Below are 1,142 nucleotides of genomic sequence, written 5' to 3' on the forward strand. Positions count from 1 at the left end.
AGGCGCATCTCGGCCACGTTGATGACGATCCCTTCACGGGGCGCATTCGGCAGGATCAACTGATGGGGGATGATCAGCTTGCTGCCCGGTGTCGGCAGATAGGGGTCTACGCCCGGGTTGGCTTCCATGATGTTGGTCAGGCCCAACTGGAAGTCGGCGGCGATCTGCTCCAGCGGACGGTTGTCCGCAGGCACCACATATTCCAGGTTCTCACCGATCAGGCGGCTGTTGGCCGCGGGCAGTGCGTATTCAACGGCAGCGGCCTGATGGCTGACCAGCGTCAGAGTACATAAAAGGGCCAAAGCGGCAGTGCGAAGGGGAGTCATAAAATTCCTGTGTGGTTTCCTGTACCAAGTTGGCCGGGGGCCGTGTCATCCTCGGTCCGGCCTGTGACGAGTCACTCTGCGCCCGAGGTCGATAACCGAACGCGCATTCTTTCCTGAGTCGGCCAAGAATTCAACGTCGGGATGGCTCTTTTTACATGAAAAAGTGTATCCATCGCCGCTGGCACCGGCTCTTGGCATGACAAGTCGGCTAACAACCGCAAACTTAGCAGAAGCAGGACAAAAAGGGAGACCCGCTCCCCCCCCTCTACTATCGAGTGCTGGCGAGCAGGATCGTCACTGCCTCGGCGATGGCGGCCCTGGCATCCAGCCTCCCCATCTCGTCGGCCAGCAGGCACGCCCGTGACCGATAGCGCGGTTCGTGTACCACCTTGCGCACCGCGGTGGCCACGGCCTCTGCCGTCGGCTCGTTGCAGTGCAGATTGATGCCCACGCCACTCCACGCCACCCGGGTAGCCACCTCTGCCTTGTCCTCCCCTGTACCCGCCACCACCAGCGGCACCCCGTGGGCCAGCGCCGCCTGCACCGAGCCGTAGCCGCCGTTGGTCACAAGCACAGCGGCCCTGGGCAGCGCCAGCTCGAACGGCACATGCTCGGTGACGATGGCATTGGCGGGGATGGATCGCCCCAGCAACGCCGGATCCCGACCGCCCGTGGTCAGCAGCAGTTGCAACGCATCACCGGCCAGCCCCTGCATGGCCGGCAGCAGCAGTTGCCCCAGATCCACATTGGCCAGCGTGCCCTGGCTGACGATGACCAGCGGCCGTTCATCCAGTTGCCCCCACCAGGGCGGCGAGA

Annotated in this window: 2 protein-coding genes; both read right to left on the minus strand. The window is 63.7% G+C overall.

What is annotated here, in order from left to right; genetic code table 11:
• A partial coding sequence (locus tag BN1129_RS07670; RefSeq protein ID WP_042035652.1) for a LysM peptidoglycan-binding domain-containing protein occupies window positions 1-326 on the minus strand: 326 nt, incomplete at its 3' end.
• 268 nt (window positions 327-594) lie between these two features.
• The coding region (locus BN1129_RS07675) for a glycosyltransferase (protein ID WP_339366200.1) at window positions 595-1,142 on the minus strand (548 nt) is incomplete at its 5' end.

The sequence above is a fragment of the Aeromonas popoffii genome, assembly GCF_000820025.1.
In the GTDB taxonomy this organism is placed as follows: Bacteria; Pseudomonadota; Gammaproteobacteria; order Enterobacterales; family Aeromonadaceae; genus Aeromonas; species Aeromonas popoffii.